We start from the raw sequence: 18,278 nt of genomic DNA on the forward strand, positions 1-18,278 counted from the left end.
GGTCGTCGAGATCGCCGGCGGGTAGCCGGATCCCGTCCACCGGGGGGGTTCCGCGAGGGGCGTTACGTCGCGCTCAGCCGCCGTGGGTGCGCCTGCGCCGGGTGAGGACGAGCACCGCGGCGCCGGCCGTGGTCAGCAGCACGGCGAGCAGCACGGCCGTCCCCGCGCCGCCGACACCGGTGGAGGCCAGGCCGCGTTGCCGGGGACCGGGTGCCGCCGGTGAGGTGGTCGTGACCGGGGTGGTGGTGGTCGTCACCGTGGTGCTCGTCGCGGTGGTGCTCGGTGGTGCGCAGGCTCCGCCGGCCGTGGGGTCGACATCGCCGACGGCGACGGTGAAGACGTCGCTGTCGGCGACCGTGCGGCCGTCGGTGAGGGTGGCGGTGACCTCGATGGTGATCCGGTAGGTGCCCTCCGCGCCGAAGGCCCAGTTGGCGTGGGCGTGGGTGCCGAGCGGGACGACGGTGGTGTCGGGCAGGCCGTCCCCGGAGTCGACCAGCACGACGGGGGCCATGCCGGTGAGGAAGATGCCGAGGCGGCCGGGGCCGTCGACGGCGGTCACGCGGAGGTCGACGCCGCCGGCCACGTCCCGGGGGCTGAGCGACTCGGTGTTCCACCCCGCCCACACGATGCCGGGGATCTGGGTCTGCGGGATGAGCCAGACCGGTGCGCCCGGCGCGCCCAGGAACGAGTAGGCGGGGTCGGCGGGCACGGTGTTGCGCGCGGCGGGGACCAGGTGCAGCACGACGTCGGCCGGGTCGCGCCACACGGCGCGGTCGGGTCCGGCCGTACCGTCCTTGACCTGGGTGGTCAGGCCGCCGGTGAGGATGCGCGGTGCGATCAGGTCCACGTGACCGTCGTCGAGGACCACGCACGACGTGGGTGGCGCGGTGGTCGTCGTCGTGCCCGTGGTCGTTGTCGTAGTCGCACTCGTGGTGGTCGTCGTCGTGGTCGTGGTCGTAGTGGTGGTGGTGGTCGGGTCTACTCCCGTGCCGGGTTTCACGGTGGCGGGGTCGACCGCACCGACGGCGATGGCGTAGGTCGTGGTGTCGCGCAACGGCGACCCGTCGGGGGTGGTGGCCGTGACGGTGAAGGTGAGCCGGTAGACGCCCTCGGCGGTGAACGTCCAGTTGGCGTGGGCGTGGGTGCCGAGCACCAGCGGGTGCTGCTGCGGCAGCAGCAGGGCGGTGTCGAACACGCGCGGCAACGGCTCGCCGACCGGGCCGGTCTGGAACACGGTGAGCTTGCCGGGCGCCGCGCTGCCGGGCAGGTCGCCGCCGATCGCATCGAGGGTCCAGCGCACCGAGCCCGGGTCGACCTGGTCGGCGGTCAACGCCTCGGTGTTCCACCCCGCCCAGACCACGTTGGGGTCCTGGACCTCGGGGATGAGCCACAGGTCGCTGCCCACCGGACCGAGGAACGCGTAGTCGGGCAGGTCGGGCACCTGGATGCGCGACTCCGGCTTGACGTGCGTGACGACCCGCTCGGGGTCCAGGACCGTCGGCGGAGTGGTATTGCCGTCCTTGTAGCGGATGTCCAGCTCACCGTCGGTCACGGCCGGCGCGAGGAGGTCCACGTGCCCCACGTCGACGACGGTCGTGGACTCCTGGGCGAAGGCCGGGGCGAGGGACAGCGCGGCGAGGGCCGCGAGGGCGGCGACCGCGGCCCCCGCGCGGGTGGGGGTGATCACGGCGTCTCCTCGGCGGGGCGGCGGCGGGCGAGCACGAGCGCGGCGGCGCCCGTCACGACCAGGACGAGCGCGAGACCGGCGGTCGCGGGCAGGGCGGCGGGACCGGTGGACGCCAGGCGGTTCGGCGTGCCGGCCCGCCGGTCGGTGTTGCCCGGTTGCTGCTGGTCGACCGGAGCACCGGCGCCGTCACCGACGGCGAAGGTGAGGGTCTCCGCGTCGGTCAGCGCACCGTTCGCACCGGGCGCCGAGACGGCGAAGGTCAGGCGGTAGCGGCCGGGTTCGGCGAACGCCCAGTTGGCGTGCGCGTGAGTGCCCAGCGGGACGGAGAGGTTGTCCGGCAGACCGTCGGTGCTGTTGAAGATGACCTCCGGCGCGCCGAACGAGCCGGTGGTGAACAGGCCGAAGGCGCCGGGCCCGTCGACCGCGGTCAGCGTCCACGTCACCGGGCCCGACACCTCGGCCGGGCGCAGTTCCTCGGTGTTCCAGCCCGTCCAGAGCAAGTCGGCGCGCTGGGTCTGCGGCAGCAGGAAGACCTGCTTGCCCGCGCCGCCGAGGAAGGACAGCGCCGGTTGCGCCGGGAGTCCGACGCGCGCGGCGGCCGTGACGCGGAACTCGACGTCCGCGGGTTCGCGCCAGGTCGTGACGCCGGTGGCCGTGCCGTCCTTCACCTGGACGTGCAGGCCGTCCGGCAGGACGCGGAGCGCAACGGCGTCGACGTGACCGCGGTCCAGGGTGACCCGGCCGGTAGCCGTGGGCGGCTGCTCCGCCGCTGCGGCGACCTGCGGTTGTGGCGCGGAGAGGGCCGGGAGTTGCGGGAGTGTCCGGAGCTCGACGGCGACTCCGGGCCGGTCGACTTCCGGCCGGTCGGTTTCGGGTCGGCCGGTTTCGGGTCGGGCCTTCTCGGTGACGACCAGCCGGTAATCGCGCTCGACGGCCAGCGGCCGGCCGTCGAGCGCGTGGGCCGCGGCTTCGACCCGGAGCAGGTGGTCGCCCGGTGCCGGCACGTCGACGCGGAGCGTTCCGCTCGCGGCGACCGGGACCGTGACCGGATCCCCGTGCGGCACCTCCACCGCGGACGCGTTCGCGAGGGCGGTGCGCAGTTCGACCCTGTCCCCGAAGACGGTGCCGGGTTCGATCGCGGTGGTGTCCCAGCGCAGTTCCACCTGCTCGGCTCCGGCGGTGACGGCCAGGGCGTCGGGTGGTCCGTCGAGCGCCAGCCGGCCGGCTTCCACGTCCAGCACGGCGTCCGCGGTGGGCACGTCGGGTGGGGTGGTCGGTGCGGGGTCGGCTGCCGCGGTGGGCGCCGTCATCAGCAACGCGGCGGCCACGCCGAGCAGCGCGCCGGTCCGGGTGGGGGTCACGACTTCTCCTCGGCGAGGGCGGTGGCGAGGGCGGGGACGTCCGTCCGGCGGGTCCGGGTGAGCAGGCCGTGGCGCGGCGCGAAGAGCCAGCACAGCAGGAACACCGCGGTGAGGGTGAGCACGATCAGGCCGCCCGCGGCCAGGTCGAGCGCGTAGGACAGGTAGAGGCCGAGCACGCTGCCGCCCGCACCGATCAGCGGCGCGAGCAGCATCATCGTGCCGAGTCGGTCGGTGAGCAGCCGGGCCGCCGCGGCGGGGGTGACCAGCAGGGCGAGCACCAGGATGTTGCCCACGGCCTGCAACGAGATGACGATCGCCAGGGTCACCATCACGTGCAGCACCACGTCCAGCCAGAACACCGGCAGACCCACCGCGCGGGCCTGTTCGCGGTCCAGGGTCGTGGCCACGAACCGGCTGTTGAACAGCGCCGTGCACAGCAGCACCGCCGCGCCGATCACGGCGACCGAGATCACGTCCGAGTCGCCGATGCCCAGGATCGAGCCGAACAGGAACGACTCCAGCGAGCCGCCGTAGCCGGGTGCGGTGCTGAGGATGACGATGCCGAGGCCGAACGAGGCGGCGAAGAAGATCCCGATGACCGAGTCCTCCTTGAGCCTGCGGTTCTGCGTGAACACCGCGATCAGCAACGCGGTGACCACGCCCGCGACCGCGCCGCCGAGCACGAGGTTCGAGCCGAGCACGAAGGCCACCGCGATGCCGGGGAACACCGCGTGCGAGACGGCGTCGCCGATGAACGCCATGCCGCGCAGCACCACGTGGCTGCCGATCACGCCGCAAACCAGGCCGGACATCAACGCCACCAGCAGCGCGCGGCGCCAGAAGTCGTACTCCCACGGCCCGGTCAGGAACTCCAGGAACCCGGTCACCCGGTCACCCCCAACGCCTTGAGCAGTCGCTCCGCCCGGTCCAGGCCGAAGGTGCGCAGCCAGATGTCGGTGTCGGCCAGCGCGGCCGGCTCGTCGTCGGCGACCACGGTGCGGTTGAGCAGGCACAGCCGGCCGCACAACGTCGTCGCGGCGGCGAGGTCGTGGGTGGTCATCAACACCGCAACGCCCTCGTCCCGCAATTCGGTCAGCAACGTGCTCAGCAGTTCCTGGGTGGGTGCGTCGATGCCGGTGAACGGCTCGTCCAGCAGCAGCACCCGCGGTCGCAGGGCCAGTGCGCGGGCGACCAGGACCCGTTGCCGCTGACCGCCCGACAGCTCGCCGACCGGCCTGGCCCGCAGGTCCGCCATGCCGACGCGGTCCAGGGCCTCGGCCACGGCCTCGCGGTCGCGGGCCGTGCGGCGGCGCAGCAGGCCGGTCAGGTGGGTGCGGCCGGTGGCGACCGCGCCCTCGACCGTGACGGGGAAGTCCCAGGCAAACTCGTGGCGCTGCGGCACGTACCCCAGCGTGCCCTGGGCTTGGCGCGGCGTGCGGCCGCCGACCACGACCGAGCCGCGGTGGACCGGGACGAGGCCGAGCACGGTGCGCAGCAGGGTCGTCTTGCCCGCGCCGTTGGGACCGATCAGGCCGACCAGCTCACCGGGACGCAGCCGGAAGTCCACATCGGACAACACCTCCCGGCCGCCCAGGAGCACGGTCGCGCCGGTGACGTCCAGCACCAGGTCAGACATCGGTCCTCCTGGCGGCACGCCGGGAACGGACGACGAGCGCCGTCACCACCGCGGCCACGAGCACGCCGCCGACCGCGAGCCACACCAGGGGCGGGCCCCCGGCGTCGGTTGTCCGTGCCTGGGTCGTGTCGGACGGCGGGGTGCTCGCCGCCGTCGTGGCGAACACGGTCGCCGGGTCGCCCGGTCCGATGTGGACGTTGAGCGTCGCCCGGTCCGCGCGACCGTCGGCGGTGGCCATCTCCACGTCCAGCGAGTAGGCGCCGGGCGCGGTGAACACCCAGTTGCCGTGCACGTGGGTGCCCGCCTCGACACCGATCTCCTGCGGGTAGGGGCGGTCGCTGCTGAAGATCGTCTCCGGCGTGCCGAAGTTGCCGGTGAGGAACAGCTCGAAGCGGCCGGGCCCCTCGACGTCGTGCAGGCGCCAGTCCACCTCGCGGCCGACGACCTCGGCGATGCTGGGGTCCTGGGTGTTCCACCCGGGCCACACCACCTCCTGGTCCTGCACCTGCGGCAGCACCCAGATGTCACCGCCCGGCGAACCGAGGAACGCGTACGCCGGGTCGTCCGGGACGGTCGTCTTGGCCGCGTCGGCCACCTGGAGCACCACGTCGGCAGGTTCGCGCCACACCGGTCCGTCACCCGTGTCGTCGCGGAGCTGGAGGACCCACCGGCCGTCGACCAGGCGGGGGCCGAGGTCGACGTGGCCGTCGGCGATGACGACCGGCGCGTCGGCGTGCGCGGCCGGCTGCACGAGCAGGAGCGTCGCGACCGTGGCGAGCAGGGCCGGGATCAGGCGAGGCACCGGGCGATCTCCTCCGCGTTGTGGCGCATCATGTCCGCGTAGCTGCGGGTGCGTTCGTCGAAGGAGTCGCCGTAGAGCAGGCACACCTCGACCCCCTGGTCGCGGGCGACCTGGGTGAGCACCGAGCCGCGCTGGGCGAGGTTGGGTTCCATGAACACGGCGGGCACTTCCAGGTTGCGGATGGTCTCGGTCAGCTTGCGCACGTCCTCGACGCTGGGTTCCTGCGCGGGGTTGGGCACCACGAACCCGGCCACGCTCATCTCGTAGGCGCTGGCGAAGTAGCCGAACCCGTCGTGCGTGGTGACCAGGTGGCGGCGGTTGCGGGGCACGGCCGCCACGGTGTCGCGAACCTGCTTGTCGAGTTCGTCGAGCCGGGCGAGGTAGTCGCGGGCGTTGCGGTCGTAGTCCGCCGCGCCGTCCGGGTCGGCCGTGCGCAGGGTGTCGCGGATCAGCTCGGCGTAGGCACGGCCGTTGCGCACGTCCTGCCACAGGTGCGGGTCGATCTCGCCGTGCACGTGCTTGCCCAGCACCGCCTGCGGCAGCTGGTGCACCGAAGCGCCCGGTGCGCCGAGGAACGCGAACCGCGGGTCGTCGGGCACCGTGACGATCGCCTTGTTCGGCACCTCGATGACGGCCTGCGCCGCGGGCACGACCTCCTGGGTGGTGCCGCCGGCGCGGTCGTTGAACGTGTACAGCTCGCCGGTGTCCAGGTCCACGGTCACGTCCGTGTGGCCCTCGTTCAGCACCGTGCCCGCGGTACCGGTCGGGTCGATCCCCACCGCGAACGTGAAGGTGCTCTCCCCGAGCGGCACCTCGTCAGCACCGTTGAGCAACGACGCGCGCATCGTCAGCCGGTAGCTGCCCGGTGCGGTGAACGCCCAGTTGAGGTGGGTGTGCGCGCCGGGGGGCAAGGTGGTCGAGTCCACTTCGGACAGACCGTCGCCGGAGTCGAAGTACACCACCGGCTTGCCCAGCGACTCGGTCAGGTAGGCCACGAGCCTGCCCGGACCCTCCACCGCGGTCGCGGTCAGCCGCACCTCGGACGTGCGCGTGGCGCCGCGCTGCTCGCCGTCACCGCGCACGCGCAGTCCGAACCACAGCACGTCGAGCCCAATGTTCTCCACCAGCGGGATCACGTTGGCGCCGTAGGTCTCCGACGCTTCGGCCAGGGAGACGTTCGGCGTCCCCTCGCGCGCGTTCGCGTCGATGGCCTTGATCAACCGCTGCTCTTCCAGCAGCAGGTGGTTGGTGAACGTCACGTCCGCCGCGGCGACCTTCTTCGCGTCGGCGGGCGTCGGCTCGTACGAGTGCGGATCACCGCCCGGCGGCACCAGCGAGTCCACCCGGACCCGCTGCCCCCCGACGTTGCGCACCAGGTCGGCGAGGATCTCGGTGGTGGCGACCACGGACAGGCCCTCGCCACCTCCCGGCTCACCCGTCGAGGTGCACGCGGTCACGGTGAGCAGGACCGCGCACAGGGACGCGGCGGCCCGTGAGGGCGCACGCACTCGCATGAGTTGTCGAACCTCCAGACACCCGTCACCCGACCGGTGGGGACACCGCGAACCTAATCCGAACGACAACCGTTTTCAATAGACCATCCGGCCGCTATCGGTAACGATTTCCATGTGCGACGCTCCACTCGCGTCCTCCCTGGACCGCGCCCACCCGCATGATTGGAGTGCACCGACCTTGCGCACGACTGCACGCATCGCGTTGCTCATGGCGGCGGTGACCGGCCTGTCCGGTCTCGTCGCCGCACCCGCGACGGCCGCACCGGTCGTCACGATCGACACCGGCCACGTCGACGTCTTCGGCGTCGCCTACGAGGACGGCGCGTTCGACCTGCACGTCCACGACGAGACCAACGACGTCGAGTACGCACCCGCCGAGGTCCTGCTCGTCGCCAAGTCCGCGGCGAAGACCACCGTGCCCGCCGACCCCGCCTACGCCTTCCTCGGCGCACCCGGCGCGCCGGTCTGGGTGCTGCCCGAGATCGACGACCCCGCCCTGCTGTGGCCGGGCATCGCCACCGAGGAGGTGGAGCCCGGCGTCTTCGTCGACGGATCACTGCGCCTGAAGGTCACGCGCGTCTACGGCCCCGGCGACTTCAGCATCTTCACCACCGACGCCGTCGGCGCGCCGAACGTGCTGGTCGACAGCGGCAACGGCCTGCCCGACCGCATCGACCTGGCGGCCGGCAGCCACCTGCACGCCAACTGGGCGTTCGAGGCGGCCGGCTACTACCGCGTCACCGTCCGCGCCGTCGGCACCCTGGCCTCCACCGGTGCGCACGTCGTGTCCGACCCCGCCACCTACACCTTCAAGGTGAACCGATGATCGCCCGCCTCACCGCCGCCGCGCTCGCCGCCGGGCTCGCCCTGCTCACCACGGGAACCGCCCACGCGGCGGTCACCCTCTCCTCCGGCCACGTCGACGTCATCGACGTCGACTGGACCGGCACCGCGCTCACCCTCGACCTCGTCGACGCCACCGCGTCACCCGCCGTCGACCGCGACCCCTCCACCGTGACGCTCAACGCGGTCTCCGCGAGCAAGTCCACCGTCCCCTCCGGCAGCGCGTACTCGTTCCTCGGCGCACCCGGATCGACGTTCTGGGTCCTGCCGCAGAACCAGGTCAGCGGCATCCTCTGGCCCGGCTTCAACACCAGCGGCGTACCGTCCGGTGTGCTGCTGAACAACTCCGTGAGCCTGAAGCTCGTCTCGGTCACCGGCCCCGCGGACTTCAGCGTCTACACCACCGGCTTCGGCGGGTCCGTGACCGTGTGGTTCGACAGCGGCAACGGCCTGCCCGACAGCCGGACCCTGGCGATCAACAGCCACGCCCACGCCAACTGGGCGTTCGAGGCGGCGGGCACCTACACCGCCGTCTTCGAGGTCACCGCGACCAAGGCGGCGGGCGGTGCGGTCACCACGGGCCAGAAGAGCTACACCTTCACCGTGCAGCCCTGACCCCTGTGCAGCCCTGACCGCCGTGCACTCCTGAGCACCGTGCGGCCATGACCGCCATCGAGGCTCGACTTCGACAGGTCCGCGGCGCTCACCACCCGGTGAGCGCCGCGGACCTGCGTTTCCCCCGGTCAGCTCGCGGTGCAGGAGGCCGTCGGGGCGCTGTTGGTGGCCCGCGACGAGCCCGTGAACCCGAAGGTGGCACTGGCACCGGCGGCGAGGTTGCCGTTGTAAGCCACGTTGCGGGCCGTCACGGTCGATCCGCTGCCGGTGACGGTGGCGTTCCAGGCGTGGGTGACGGCCTGCCCGTCGGCGAAGGTCCAGCCGACGGTCCAGCCCTTGATCGCCGAGGCACCCGCGGTGACCCGGACCTCACCCTGGAACCCGCCCTGCCACTGGTTGACGACCCGGTACGTGGCGGTGCAGGCCAGTCCACCGCCAGGCGTGGTCGTGGTCGTCGTGGTGGTTGTGGTGGTCGTGGTGGTGGTCGTGGTCTGGCCACCACCGTAGATGGCGGCTTCCTTGGCGGTGGCCCTGATGCCGTTGGCGCCGTTGAAGATGCGCTGACCCCACGTGGTGAGCCTGGCCGGGTCGAAGTCGGTGGCCATGTCCAGGACCGGGTCGGTGTTGCCGCTCCACGACCAGGCCAGGTAGCCCAGGCCCCGCTTCTGGGCCTCGCTGAGGATCGTGTCGTGGTCTACCTCGTTCGCGGCGAACCTCCAGCCGAACTCGCCGATGACCAGGGGCCAACCGTTGGCCTGGAACCGGTCGAGGTAGTCGATGATGCTGGAGGCGGTGTTGAACACCGAGTACATGTGGATGGACAGCACGGTGTTGCGCGCGCTGTCGGCGTCGAGGACCTCCTGGGCGTTGTCCCGCATGACGTACTGCCAGTCCTGGCCCCAGTTCGGCCCGTCGACCATCAGCAGGTGCCGGAACCCGTTGGCGCGCATCTTCCTGATCGCGTTCGCGGTCGCCTCGGTCCACTGGGCGGCGTCGACGTTGCCGATCGGCTCGTTGCCGATGTTGATGACGACGTAGTCCTCCTGACCGACCAGGGCGCTCTTCTGGCTGATCCAGTAGTCGGCGGCCTCGTCCAGCGACGCCGCCGCCGCTTCCTCGCCGTAGCCGGTGGTGTCGTGCACCTCCAGCACGCAGATCATCCGGTTGCGCTTGCACAGGTCGATCACGGCGGGCACGTCCGTGGACGGCCCCCACCGCTTGCCGGTGCCCAGCACCACCCGCACGGTGTTCGCGCCCAACGCCTTGACGTCGGCGAACGAGTTCGTCCGACCGGTGTACCAGACGTGCGGGTGGTTGACGCCGCGCATGACGAACGGCCGTCCGTCGGCCTCGACGACCCTGGTTCCGCTGACGTGCAGGCCCACCGCTTCGCGGGCTGGTGGCGCCTCTTGGGCTTGTGACAGGGCCGTCACCCCCAAACCCGCGACGACGGACAGCGCGGCACCGATCATGGCGATTCTTCTCATGGTCCTTCGACACCTCATCGAGTCGACGACATGGTGTCCGCCCAGCTTTCTGGGAGCGCTCCCAGTCGGTGACGCACGGCTCCCAGCAGGAATAATTTCTGGACGGAACTTAAATTCTCACGCTACGACCGACGTCGTCCGGAAGTCAAGATCTGCCTTCAGGCCCCGCGCGACGACGACCGCGGAACCCCGTGGAAGGTCCGCCGGCACCGGTACCTTCAGCCGATGAGCTCGGAACCCGGCGACCGCGCCACCTCCTCGTGGCCGGACCTGTCCGAGGTCGCGCGGGACGTGCTGCTGGAGGTGTTGATCCACGGACCCCTGTCGCGGGCCGAGATCGCCCACCGACTGCGCCTGTCCCGGCCGACCCTCACCCGCGTGACCAGAGTCCTGGTGCGGGGTGGCTTGCTGGTCGAGGGCGCCGCCGCCAAGCCCCGCTCATCGGCCGGCCGGCCCGCCGAGATGCTCCACGTGCGGGGCGCGGCCCACCACTTCCTCGGCGTGAAGCTGACCGCCGAACGGCTCTTCGCCACGGTCACCGACCTGACCGCGACCCCGGTCGAGACCACCGACGAGGCTCTTCGCTCGCACGAACCCGACCAGGTCGTCGCCCAGATCGCCGAGGTCGCGGCCACCTTCCCGGGCATCACCGGTATCGGTGTGGCCCTGGGCGGGATCGTCCTGGACGGCCTCGTCGCCCGCCACGAGTTCCTGCACTGGACCGATGTCCCGCTCAAGGCCGCGGTGAGCCGGGCCACCGGCCTCCCCACCGCGGTCGACAACGACGTGCAGGCACTGACCACGGCCCAGCACTGGTTCGGCCCCGGCGCGGGCCTGCGGTCGATGGCGGTGATCACCGTCGGCGCGGGCGTCGGCACCGGTCTGATCGTCAACGGCGCCCTCGTCGAGGGCTCGCACGGCCTGCCACCGCACTTCAGCCACACCCTGGTCGGCCGCGACGGACCGCAGTGCGGCTGCGGCCGGCGCGGCTGCATCTCCAGCTTCCTGATGACCCACGTGATGCTGCGGCGGTTGTCCGGCCACCCGACCTATGCGGAGGCCCTCGACCGCGTGCGAGCGGGCGATCCGCAAGCCCGACAGGTGTTCGACGAGGCCGGCTACGCGCTCGGCGTCCTCATCGGCACCGTCGCCAACGTCACCGACCCGCAGAAGGTGCTGCTGACCGGTGACGGCCTGCCGCTGTACGAGATCGCGTCCCGTCACGTCCACGATGGCATCGGGGACACCTACGAGGACGACCCCGACCTGCTCGAACTGGACGTGCAGCCGTTCGACTTCAGCGAATGGGCCCGCTCCGGCGCCGTGCTCGCCATCAAGGCCACCATCACCGGGGACATCGTCGAGGGCCGCACCGACCAGGTGGGCACGTCCCGGCCAACGGCAGGTCGGTCCGCCGGCCGGTGAACGACACGACCGGGCGGCTCACCGGCCGGTTCCCCGCACGGGCGCGGCGATGCCCTGCAACGCGAGCAGGAGGTCGCGGACGTCGGTGGCGGCGACCCGGCCGGCGCGCTCGACCCCCGCCGGCACGGCGGGATCGGAGCACAGCAGCACCGGGCCGTCCTCGGCGCGGTCGGCGAGCCTGCCGTGCGTGCCGCGCACGCACGACGGGTCGAGCGGCACGACGTTCATCGCGTAGCGGAGGCCGAGCTTCTTGCGCGCCAGGTTGAGCCCCGCCTTGGCCTTGACGAACGGGTCGCCCGGGTCGAAGAACAGCTCGGCCGGGTCGTAGCCCGGCTTGCGGTGGATCTCCACGCCGCGGGCGAAGTCCGGTGCGCGATCGTCGTCGGTCCAGTAGTAATAGGTGAACCAGGCGTCGGGTTCGGCCACGGCGACGAGCTCGCCCGACCGCTCGTGGTCGAGGTGGACGCCTGCTTGTGCTTCGCGGTCGAGCACGGTGTCCACGCCGGGCAGCTCGGACAGCACGGCCCTGGTTCGCGGCACATCGGCCGGGTCGGCGACGTAGACGTGGGCGATCTGGTGGTCGGCCACCGCGAACGCGCGGGAGGTCCACGGGTCGAGCAGCTCCATGCCGGCTTGCGCGTAGACCTCCAGCAGCCCGGCGCGGCGCAGCGCCCGGTTGATGTCGACGGGCCTGCGCGCCGCCGTGATGCCGTACTCCGACAGCGCCACGACGGTCGCGCCGGCCGCCTCGGCGTCGGCGAGCAGCGGTGCGAGCGCGGCGTCCACGTCGGCTGCGGCCCGTGCGGCCTCCGCGCCGGAGGGGCCGAACCGCTGCAAGTCGTAGTCCAGGTGCGGCACGTAGACCAGCAGCAGGTCCGGGCGTTGCGCGGCGAGCACCCGGCGGGCCGCGCCGACGATCCACTCGCTGGACTTCAACGCCGCGGTCGGCCCCCAGTACTGGAACAGCGGGAACTCGCCCAGCGCACCGACCAGGTCGTCGTGCAGGGCGGGTGGGCGCACGTAGGCGTCGGGCGACTTGCGGCCGTCGGCGTGGTAGATCGGGCGCGGGGTGACGGTGACGTCGGTCGAGGCGCCCATGGCGTACCACCAGCAGATGTTCGCCGCGGTGTAGCCGGGCCGCGCGCGGCGGGCGGTCTCCCACAGCTTCTCGCCGCCGACCAGCCGGTTGTGCTGGCGCCACAGGTGGACCTCGCCGAGGTCGCGGAAGTACCAGCCGTTGCCCACGATGCCGTGCTGGGCCGGCGTGAGCCCGGTCAGCAGGGTGGACTGGGCGCTGCACGTCACGGCGGGCAGCACGGTGCCCAGCTCGGCCTGCCAGCCCCGGCGGCCGAGGCGGGCCAGGTTGGGCATGTGCGGTAGCAGGCCCGGTGTCATGCCGACGACGTCGATGACGACCAGCGGGTTCATGGTGTGCCTCCGTCACCGATGTGGTCAGCGGCCCAGCGCAGTTCGGCGGCGATGCCCGCGGCGAGGTCCGCGCCCGCACCGGGCAGGACCGCCCACGTGTAGGTCTCGACCTCCACGTGCGGCAGGGCGGCCGCGGTGGACCGGACCGCCTCGACCGCCGTCAGCAGCACGTCGGTGGTGGAGGTCAGCGGCGCCTCGGGCCGGGCGTGCAGGGGGACGTGGAAGTGCACCCGCCACGGGTGCGCGGCCGGCAGGTCGGTCAGCGCCGCGGGCAGGTCGTCGGCGGCGAGCACGCCACCGGGCGCGTTCTCCCGGACCTGGTGCAGGTAGCGCGGCTCGGCGAACGCGGCGATGGCGCGCCTGCCCTCGTCGGTGCCCGGTTCGGCGACCTCCAGCGCCGCCGACGCCTGGACCTTGACCACCGAGAGCCCGCTGCGGCGGATGGCGGTCACCGCCTCGGCCGGGTCGGCGAAGGACACCGCGAGGTGACAGGTGTCCAGGCAGATCCCGACGTGGTCGTGGTCGACGCGGTCGGCCAGCCAGGAGACCGCGTCGGCGACGGTGTCCATCACGCAGCCGGGTTCGGGTTCGACCGCCAGCCTGATCGGCCTGCCGTGTCGTGCCGCGTCGGCGCGCAGGGAGCGGGCGACGGCGTCGAGCGAGGCTTGGGCGCGCACGTCGTCGTCACCGGACCACGGCTCGCGCCAGGCCAGCGGCAACGTCGAGATGCTGCCGTAGGACGCGGAGTCGGGCAGCAGGTCGGCGAGCACGGTGGCGCACGCAAGGGTGTACGAGGTGCGTCGCGGGTCGGTCCACGGCGGGTGGTAGACGGAGTGCTTGACCACCTCGTGGTGGAACCCGCCGTACGGGAACGCGTTGAGGGTGCTCACCTCCAGTCCCCTGGCCCGCAGGTCCGCCGCCAGGCGCCGGCGGGCGGTCCCGTCCTCGGCGAGGCCGCGGGCGACGGGTTCGGCCAGCCACAGCCCGAGCGCGAGCGCGTCCACGCCCAGCTCCTCCCGCACCGGGACGGCGTAGCGGTCGAGCTGCGCGACCACCCCGGCCAGGTCCTCGGCCGGGTGGACGTTGGTGCAGTAGGCGATGGGCGTCACGGGCGTTCGCCCCGCAGCACCGAGTTCCCGGCGAACGTCTCCCCCGTCGCGGCGTCGTCCAGGACCAGCCGACCGCTCTGGCCGTAGAACTCGACCGGGTTGCGCCACAACACCTTGTCCACATCGGACTCGTCGAACCCGGCGGCGAGCATCGCCTGGCCGGTCTTGCGGGTCTTGAGCGGGTCGGACCGGCCCCAGTCGGCGGCGGAGTTCACCAGCACCCGATCCGTGCCGTACTCGCGCAGGACCGCCACCATCCGGTCCTCGTCCATCTTCGTGTCGGGGTAGATCGAGAAACCCATCCAGCAACCCGATTCGGCCACGGCACGCACCGTCGTCTCGTTCAGGTGGTCCACGAGCACCCGTCCGGCCGGCAGCCCGGACTCGCGGACGAGGTCGAGCGTGCGCGCGGTGCCGGCGGCCTTGTCCCGGTGGGGTGTGTGCACCAGCGCGGGCAGGTCGTGCCGCACCGCCAGTTCCAACTGCCGTGCGAACGCCTCGTCCTCCTCGGGGGTCATCGAGTCGTAGCCGATCTCGCCGACCGCGACCACGCCGTCCTTGGCCAGGTAACGCGGCAGCACGTCGAGCACGGCGGTGCAGCGCGGGTCGTTGGCCTCCTTGGGGTTGAGCGCGAGGGCGCAGTGGTGCCGGATGCCGAACTGCGCCGCCCGGAACCTCTCCCAGCCGATCAGGGCGTCGAAGTAGTCGGTGAACGAGCCGACGTTCGTGCGCGGCTGGCCCAGCCAGAACGCGGGCTCGACCAGCGCCCGCACCCCGGCGGAGTACATCGCCTCGTAGTCGTCGGTCGTCCGCGAGGTCATGTGGATGTGCGGGTCGAAGATGCGCATCAGCTCTCGCTCCTCAGCAGTTCGAGCGCGTCGTCGGGCACGGTGCGCCCGGCGGCCCGGCGTTCGTCGGCGAACGCGCCGACCATGCGCCGCAGTTCCGCGTCGGTGCGCCGGCCCAGCCCTGCCACGGCGGTGAGGGGTATGTCCAGGAACAAGCACTTGAGCACGCCGTGGCGCCAGGCGTGGGCGTCGAGGTGGTCGGCGGCGAACGGTCCGAGCGCCGCCGCGACGAGCCTGGTGTCGTTGGTGCGCAACGCGTCCTTGACGAGTTCGACACCGGCCGCGACCGCCTCGGCCCCGACGGAGGCGAGCCCGCGCAGGACGCCCCGGCGTTCGGCGTCGTCACCGAAGCGGTAGAGCGAGGTCAACTCGGCCGACAGCTCCTCCGGACCGGTCGTCGCCGCGAGCGCGGTCAGCAAGCGGGTGCGGGCCACGTCGTCGACGGTGCCGTGCACGACGCCGAGCGGGTCGGACCCGCCGCGCAACGCCTCCCTGCCCACCATCCGGCCGACCGCGGGGAAGAACGTCCGGATCGAGGTGGGGTCGGTCCGCACGGTGCGTTCGGCCTCCACCAACCACGGGTGCTCCGACGCCGGCTCGGGCGACGCCTCGCGCAGCGCGCGCAGGGCCCTGCGCGCCACGTCCGGTGCGGCGTGGCTGTGCCGGGGCAGTTCGACCGCGGCGAGGCCGGTGTAGCCGATCTCGTCCAGTGCGGCGAGGGTGGCGGCCAGGTCCAATTCGCCCTCGCCGAACTCCAGGTGCTCGTGCACGCCCGGCCGCATGTCGTCCAGTTGCACGTTGAGCAGGAGGTCGCCCGCGCGGCGGATGCAGGCGGCGGCGTCCTGGGGTTCGACCGCGACGCAGTGGCCCACGTCCAGCGTGATCCCGAGCAGCGCGGGCGAGCCGAGTTCGGTGCGCAGGCGCAGCGCCTGGTCCAGGCGTTCGACCAGCATGCCCGGCTCGGGTTCCAGCCCGAGCGGGATGCCGTGCCGGGCCGCGCCGTCCAGGACCGCCGTGACGCCCGACCGCATCCGCCGCCACGCCTCGTCGTCGTCCACGCCCGCGGGCACCACGCCGGACCAGAACGACACGCAGTCGGCACCCAGGTCGGCCGCGATCTCCACGGCGCGCAGCAGGAAGTCCACCCGGATCTCCTGCGTGTCGCTGACCAGCGTCGGGTGGTGCTTGCGCCACGGGTCCAGCAGGTACCGCGCGCCGGTCTCCACCACGACGCCGAGGCCGAGGCGGTCGAGCCGCCCCGCCACCTTCCCGACCCGCTGCGCCAGGTCGGGGCCGAACGGGTCGAGGTGGTGGTGGTCGAGGGTGAGCGCCACCCCGGTGTAACCGAGGTCGGCGATCACCGCGAGCGCGTCGTCCAGCCGGTGGTTGGCGAACCCGTTGGTGCCGTAGCCGAGTCGGAACGTCATGTCGGCCCCACCTTCCTGCTCAGCCGCCGGGCCAGCGGCAGCACCAGGGCCAGGCCGGCGGCGACGGCCGGTGAGCCACCGCGCGCCACGAGGGCGCATTGCAGCGGCACCATGCCGTGGATGCCGGTCTTCGTGGCCGACCGGACCGCGCCCGCACCCGGGTCGCGCACCGCCGCCAGTTGCGCACGGCCCACCGTGGCGGCGTACGTGGCCGCGCCGGCGATCGCGCCGAACCGGTGCCGCCAGGTCCGCCCCGGCCGGGCGAGCGCGGTCAACGTCGTCACGGCCGTGCCGCCGAGCACCGCCTTCGCCACACCGGCCGACCCGCCCCACACCTCGCCGCGCGACAACACCGTGACGCCGAGCGTGTGCCCGGCCATCACGGCGGCGGCGGGCAGCGCGCCCACCGCCCGTTCCCGGCCCGCGCCCAGCACCACGTCCAGCCCCCGGCACGCGGCCATGGCGAGCGGTCCGGCCGCGGTGTCCTTCAGCACGGTGTCGTAGGACCACACCGCCGCCGCCAACGGCACCGCGACCGCCAACGCGTCGCGCCCGCCGGCCAGCGCGGCGAGCCCGAGACCGGCCGCGCTGAGCGCCACGGCGGCGGTCAACGCGGCCCGGGGGCCGACCCGGCCGGACGGGATCGGGCGCTCGGGGCGTTCCACCGCGTCGAGCTCGCGGTCGGCCCAGTCGTTCAGCGCCATCCCGGACCAGTACAACGCCACCGATGACAGCGGCAGCAGCAAGCGCTTGCCCCGCAGGGGCACCCCGGCCGCGGCCGCACCGGCGAACGTGTCGCCCAGCACGGTCAGCGCGGCGGGCGCCCGGACGAGTTCCGCGTACGCCCTCATCCCAACTCCCCCGCCCACCGGTACAGCTCGCGGGTCTGCTCGGCGAACCGGTGCTCGTCACTGCCCAGCGGGTCCTTGAAGAAGAACGCGAGCGCACCCAGCGCACCGACCCGACCGGCGGCGTGCGCCGCGGCGACGAGCCTGGCGAGGTCGAGCACGAGCGGCGCGGCCAACGAGGAGTCCAGCCCGGTCCACGTCAGTTGCAGCGACATGCGCGCCCCGAGGAACCCCTCGAACGACACGTGGTCCCACGCCGTCTTCTGCTCACCGAGGTCGGGGACGTTGTCGATGTGCAGCGGTGCGATGACGTCGTCGCCGAGCAACGCCGCGAGGCCGCGCGCCTTCGACTCCAGCTTGCTGTCCGCGTGCGCCGGGTCCTCCAGGGTCGCGCCGTCGCCGCCACCCAGCAGGTTGGTGCCCGCCCAGGACCGCACCCGCAGCGCCCGCGCAGTGAACATGGGCGCGAGCACCGTCCGCAGCAACGTCTCCCCCGTCTTGCCGTCCCGCCCCGCGTACGGCAGCCGTTCGCGGTGGGCGAGTTCGTCGAGCGCGGGCAGGGCGATGCCGGTGGACGGGGTGAAGTCCACGAAGGGGCAACCCGCGCGCAGCGCCGCGTACGCCGCCACCGAACTGGGCGGCAGCACCGCGCGCGTCGGGTCGGCCAGCGCCGCCTCCAACGCGGCCAGGTCGTCGTGCTCGGGTGTGGCAGGCACGGGCGGTTCGGTCGAGGACACGTTGACCACGACGACACGGGCCAGGCCGTGCCGCTCGCGGAAGTCGTCGATGTCGGCGGCCAGCCGGCGGGCCGCCTCGGCCTGGCTGCCCGGGTGCGTCACGGGGTGGTAGCCGGGTCGGATCCCGGCGTCGGCCGCGTGCAGGCCGTCCGCGATCGCACCGAGCAGGCGGTGCGGCAGCACGCCGCTGTCCGCGAGCTGCTCGGCACGTTTGACCAGCGGCGTGGCGACGATGTCGTGCCCGCCGACGACCAGGTCCGACCAGCCCGGCAGGTCGACACCTGCCAGCTCGGGCCGTTCGGTCACGCAGCCCGTCGGCGGCGCCAGACCCGCGCGCAGCGCGAGCAGTCCGCTGATCGCCGTGGTCGCGACCGATCCGCGTGCCCCGATCAGCCACAGCCCGGTGGGTTGGTCCGTCATCAGCCCCCTCCTTCGCCAGCTCCACTCAAGAACGGTCACCGACCGGCACCGGGACGTGGACGTCCTGGCACCGGTCGGACGGGGTGCGGTA

At 72.8% G+C, this 18,278-nt stretch carries 16 protein-coding genes; 3 read left to right on the forward strand and 13 right to left on the reverse strand.

The features are described from left to right. Positions 1 to 73 precede the first annotated feature (73 nt). From AB0K14_RS09795 to AB0K14_RS09820, 6 genes are read right to left on the reverse strand one after another with little or no spacing between them, the layout of a single operon-like run. Positions 74 to 1,687, reverse strand: coding sequence for a choice-of-anchor M domain-containing protein (locus AB0K14_RS09795; RefSeq protein ID WP_360464146.1), 1,614 nt, complete (start codon positions 1,685 to 1,687; stop codon positions 74 to 76). Beyond that, positions 1,684 to 3,048, reverse strand: coding sequence for a choice-of-anchor M domain-containing protein (locus AB0K14_RS09800; protein ID WP_360464143.1), 1,365 nt, complete (start codon positions 3,046 to 3,048; stop codon positions 1,684 to 1,686). The genes AB0K14_RS09795 and AB0K14_RS09800 overlap by 4 nt, the downstream gene beginning before the upstream one ends. Continuing rightward, positions 3,045 to 3,935 carry an anchored repeat-type ABC transporter permease subunit gene (locus AB0K14_RS09805; RefSeq protein WP_360464140.1) on the reverse strand — a complete coding sequence of 297 codons (891 nt, stop codon included), beginning with the start codon at positions 3,933 to 3,935 and terminating at the stop codon, positions 3,045 to 3,047. The genes AB0K14_RS09800 and AB0K14_RS09805 overlap by 4 nt, the downstream gene beginning before the upstream one ends. Further along, a complete protein-coding gene (locus AB0K14_RS09810; RefSeq protein ID WP_360464137.1) occupies positions 3,932 to 4,684 on the reverse strand; it encodes an anchored repeat-type ABC transporter ATP-binding subunit in 753 nt (250 codons plus the stop codon). The genes AB0K14_RS09805 and AB0K14_RS09810 overlap by 4 nt, the downstream gene beginning before the upstream one ends. Beyond that, positions 4,677 to 5,486 carry a choice-of-anchor M domain-containing protein gene (locus tag AB0K14_RS09815; RefSeq protein ID WP_360464134.1) on the reverse strand — a complete coding sequence of 270 codons (810 nt, stop codon included), beginning with the start codon at positions 5,484 to 5,486 and terminating at the stop codon, positions 4,677 to 4,679. The genes AB0K14_RS09810 and AB0K14_RS09815 overlap by 8 nt, the downstream gene beginning before the upstream one ends. Continuing rightward, on the reverse strand, positions 5,474 to 7,000 hold the full coding sequence (locus tag AB0K14_RS09820; RefSeq protein ID WP_360464131.1) for an anchored repeat ABC transporter, substrate-binding protein: 1,527 nt from the start codon (positions 6,998 to 7,000) through the stop codon (positions 5,474 to 5,476). Before AB0K14_RS09820 ends, AB0K14_RS09815 begins: the two co-directional genes overlap by 13 nt. 178 nt (positions 7,001 to 7,178) lie before the next feature. Here AB0K14_RS09820 and AB0K14_RS09825 point away from each other — a divergent pair, with 178 nt between their 5' ends. After that, positions 7,179 to 7,826, forward strand: coding sequence for a choice-of-anchor M domain-containing protein (locus AB0K14_RS09825; protein WP_360464129.1), 648 nt, complete (start codon positions 7,179 to 7,181; stop codon positions 7,824 to 7,826). Next, positions 7,823 to 8,458: a choice-of-anchor M domain-containing protein gene (locus tag AB0K14_RS09830; RefSeq protein ID WP_360464126.1), complete on the forward strand. Its 636-nt coding sequence runs from the start codon at positions 7,823 to 7,825 to the stop codon at positions 8,456 to 8,458. Before AB0K14_RS09825 ends, AB0K14_RS09830 begins: the two co-directional genes overlap by 4 nt. A gap of 128 nt (positions 8,459 to 8,586) precedes the next feature. Here the strand turns inward: AB0K14_RS09830 and AB0K14_RS09835 are convergent, their stop codons facing one another. After that, positions 8,587 to 9,945 carry a cellulase family glycosylhydrolase gene (locus AB0K14_RS09835; protein ID WP_360464123.1) on the reverse strand — a complete coding sequence of 453 codons (1,359 nt, stop codon included), beginning with the start codon at positions 9,943 to 9,945 and terminating at the stop codon, positions 8,587 to 8,589. Between the two features lie 225 nt (positions 9,946 to 10,170). Between AB0K14_RS09835 and AB0K14_RS09840 the strand changes: the two genes are divergently transcribed. Then, positions 10,171 to 11,370: an ROK family transcriptional regulator gene (locus tag AB0K14_RS09840; RefSeq protein ID WP_360464120.1), complete on the forward strand. Its 1,200-nt coding sequence runs from the start codon at positions 10,171 to 10,173 to the stop codon at positions 11,368 to 11,370. Positions 11,371 to 11,388: 18 nt separating this feature from the next. Here AB0K14_RS09840 and AB0K14_RS09845 read toward each other — a convergent pair whose 3' ends face one another. Genes AB0K14_RS09845 through AB0K14_RS09870 form a run of 6 tightly spaced genes read right to left on the reverse strand, consistent with a single transcriptional unit; the run spans position 11,389 to position 18,187 of the window. Beyond that, a complete protein-coding gene (locus tag AB0K14_RS09845; RefSeq protein ID WP_360464117.1) occupies positions 11,389 to 12,798 on the reverse strand; it encodes a nucleotide pyrophosphatase/phosphodiesterase family protein in 1,410 nt (469 codons plus the stop codon). Next, positions 12,795 to 13,907, reverse strand: coding sequence for a metabolite traffic protein EboE (gene eboE / locus AB0K14_RS09850; RefSeq protein ID WP_360464114.1), 1,113 nt, complete (start codon positions 13,905 to 13,907; stop codon positions 12,795 to 12,797). Before eboE ends, AB0K14_RS09845 begins: the two co-directional genes overlap by 4 nt. After that, positions 13,904 to 14,755, reverse strand: a complete 852-nt coding sequence (locus AB0K14_RS09855) for a TatD family hydrolase (RefSeq protein ID WP_360464111.1) — start codon at positions 14,753 to 14,755, stop codon at positions 13,904 to 13,906. The genes eboE and AB0K14_RS09855 overlap by 4 nt, the downstream gene beginning before the upstream one ends. Next, positions 14,755 to 16,182 carry an EboA domain-containing protein gene (locus AB0K14_RS09860; protein WP_360464108.1) on the reverse strand — a complete coding sequence of 476 codons (1,428 nt, stop codon included), beginning with the start codon at positions 16,180 to 16,182 and terminating at the stop codon, positions 14,755 to 14,757. The genes AB0K14_RS09855 and AB0K14_RS09860 overlap by 1 nt, the downstream gene beginning before the upstream one ends. After that, positions 16,179 to 17,033 carry an SCO3242 family prenyltransferase gene (locus AB0K14_RS09865; RefSeq protein WP_360464106.1) on the reverse strand — a complete coding sequence of 285 codons (855 nt, stop codon included), beginning with the start codon at positions 17,031 to 17,033 and terminating at the stop codon, positions 16,179 to 16,181. Before AB0K14_RS09865 ends, AB0K14_RS09860 begins: the two co-directional genes overlap by 4 nt. Continuing rightward, a complete protein-coding gene (locus AB0K14_RS09870; RefSeq protein WP_360464104.1) occupies positions 17,030 to 18,187 on the reverse strand; it encodes an inositol-3-phosphate synthase in 1,158 nt (385 codons plus the stop codon). Before AB0K14_RS09870 ends, AB0K14_RS09865 begins: the two co-directional genes overlap by 4 nt. Positions 18,188 to 18,278 lie beyond the last annotated feature (91 nt).

This window comes from Actinosynnema sp. NPDC050801, from assembly GCF_040673975.1.
Classification (GTDB): domain Bacteria; phylum Actinomycetota; class Actinomycetes; order Mycobacteriales; family Pseudonocardiaceae; genus Actinosynnema.